We start from the raw sequence: 1,295 nt of genomic DNA, 5'->3' as shown, positions 1-1,295 counted from the left end.
ACCTGGCCCTGCTCGCCGCGCTGGTCCCCGGGTCGGTGGACGTGCTCGACGAGGCGCTCGCCTCGGGCATGCTCGTGCCGCGGGGACGCGCGGTCGCGTTCCGGCACGAGCTGGCCCGGCTGGCCGTCGAGGAGGCGATCCCGCCCCACCGGCGCGCCGAGCTCCACCGCCTCGCGCTGGCCGAGCTCGCGGAGCGGACGCCGGACCTGGCCCTCCTCGCGCACCACGCCGACGCGGCAGGGGACGCCGACGCCGTCCTGCGGTACGCACCCGCCGCCGCGCAGGACGCCGCACAGCTGGGCGCCCACCGCGAGGCCGCGGCGCAGTACGCCCGCACGCTCCGGTACGGCGCCGGGCTGCCCGCCGCGGAGCGCGTGCGGCTGCGGGTTCGGCAGGCCGAGTCCTGCTACGTCACCGACCAGTACGACGACGGGATCGCCGCGCTGCAGGACGCGCTCCTGGTCTGCGAGGACGTGACCGTCCGCGGAGACGTCCTGCGGCGGCTGTCCGAGTTTCTCTGGTGCCCGGGACGCACCGCGGAGGCCCAGAGCGCGGCGCGCGAGGCGGTCACCCTGCTCGAGTCGGTGCCGCCGGGCCGCGAGCTGGCGGCGGCCTACGCGAACCTCGCGGCGGTGTGCCTGGGTGACGCCCGCCCGGAGACGGTCGAGTGGGCGCAACGGGGGGGCCAGCTCGCCGACGACCTCGGCGACAGACCGATCGCGATGCACACGCTCGCGACGCTCGGGCGGGTCGGCATCGCTGCCGACGGCGGGGCCGCGCTGCTTGCCAGCCTCGAGGGTGCACGGGGCACCGACCGACCGGTGCTCGTCGGCCGCACCTACGTGCTGCTCGCCGGGGGCGCCGTGGAGACGCGGCAGCGCACGCTCGCGCGCCGGTACCTCGACGAGGGCACCGCGTTCTGCAGCGATCGCGGGATCGAGCTCGACCGGCTCTACCTGATGGCCTACGGCGCGCGCCTGGCGCTCGACGAGGGTCGGTGGTCCGAGGCCGCCGACGCCGCCCAGGAGGTCATCGGGATCCGGCGGACCTCGACGACGCCCCGCATCGTCGCGCTCGTCGTCCTCGGGCTCGTGCGTGCGCGGCGGGGCGACCCCGGTCATCGGGAGCCTCTCGAGGAGGCGTGGGCGCTCGCCGCACCGACGGGCGAGCTCTCCCGGCTCGGGCAGGTCGCGCTCGCGCGGGCCGAGGCGGCGTGGCTCGAGGGCCGGCCGGACGCCGTGGTCGCCGCCGTCGACGCGGCGCTGCCGATCGCCGTCGACCGGGGTGCGCAGTCG

Annotated in this window: 1 pseudogene; it reads left to right on the top strand. The window is 77.6% G+C overall.

Annotated elements, in window-relative coordinates:
- A pseudogene (locus AC1DUQ_RS21800) lies at positions 1-1,295 on the top strand (LuxR family transcriptional regulator); the annotation flags it as partial.

Source organism: Cellulomonas sp. P4_B5_2, from assembly GCF_056402235.1.
Note: the sequence above shows the minus strand (reverse complement) of the source record. Positions and strands in the feature narration are given on the sequence as shown.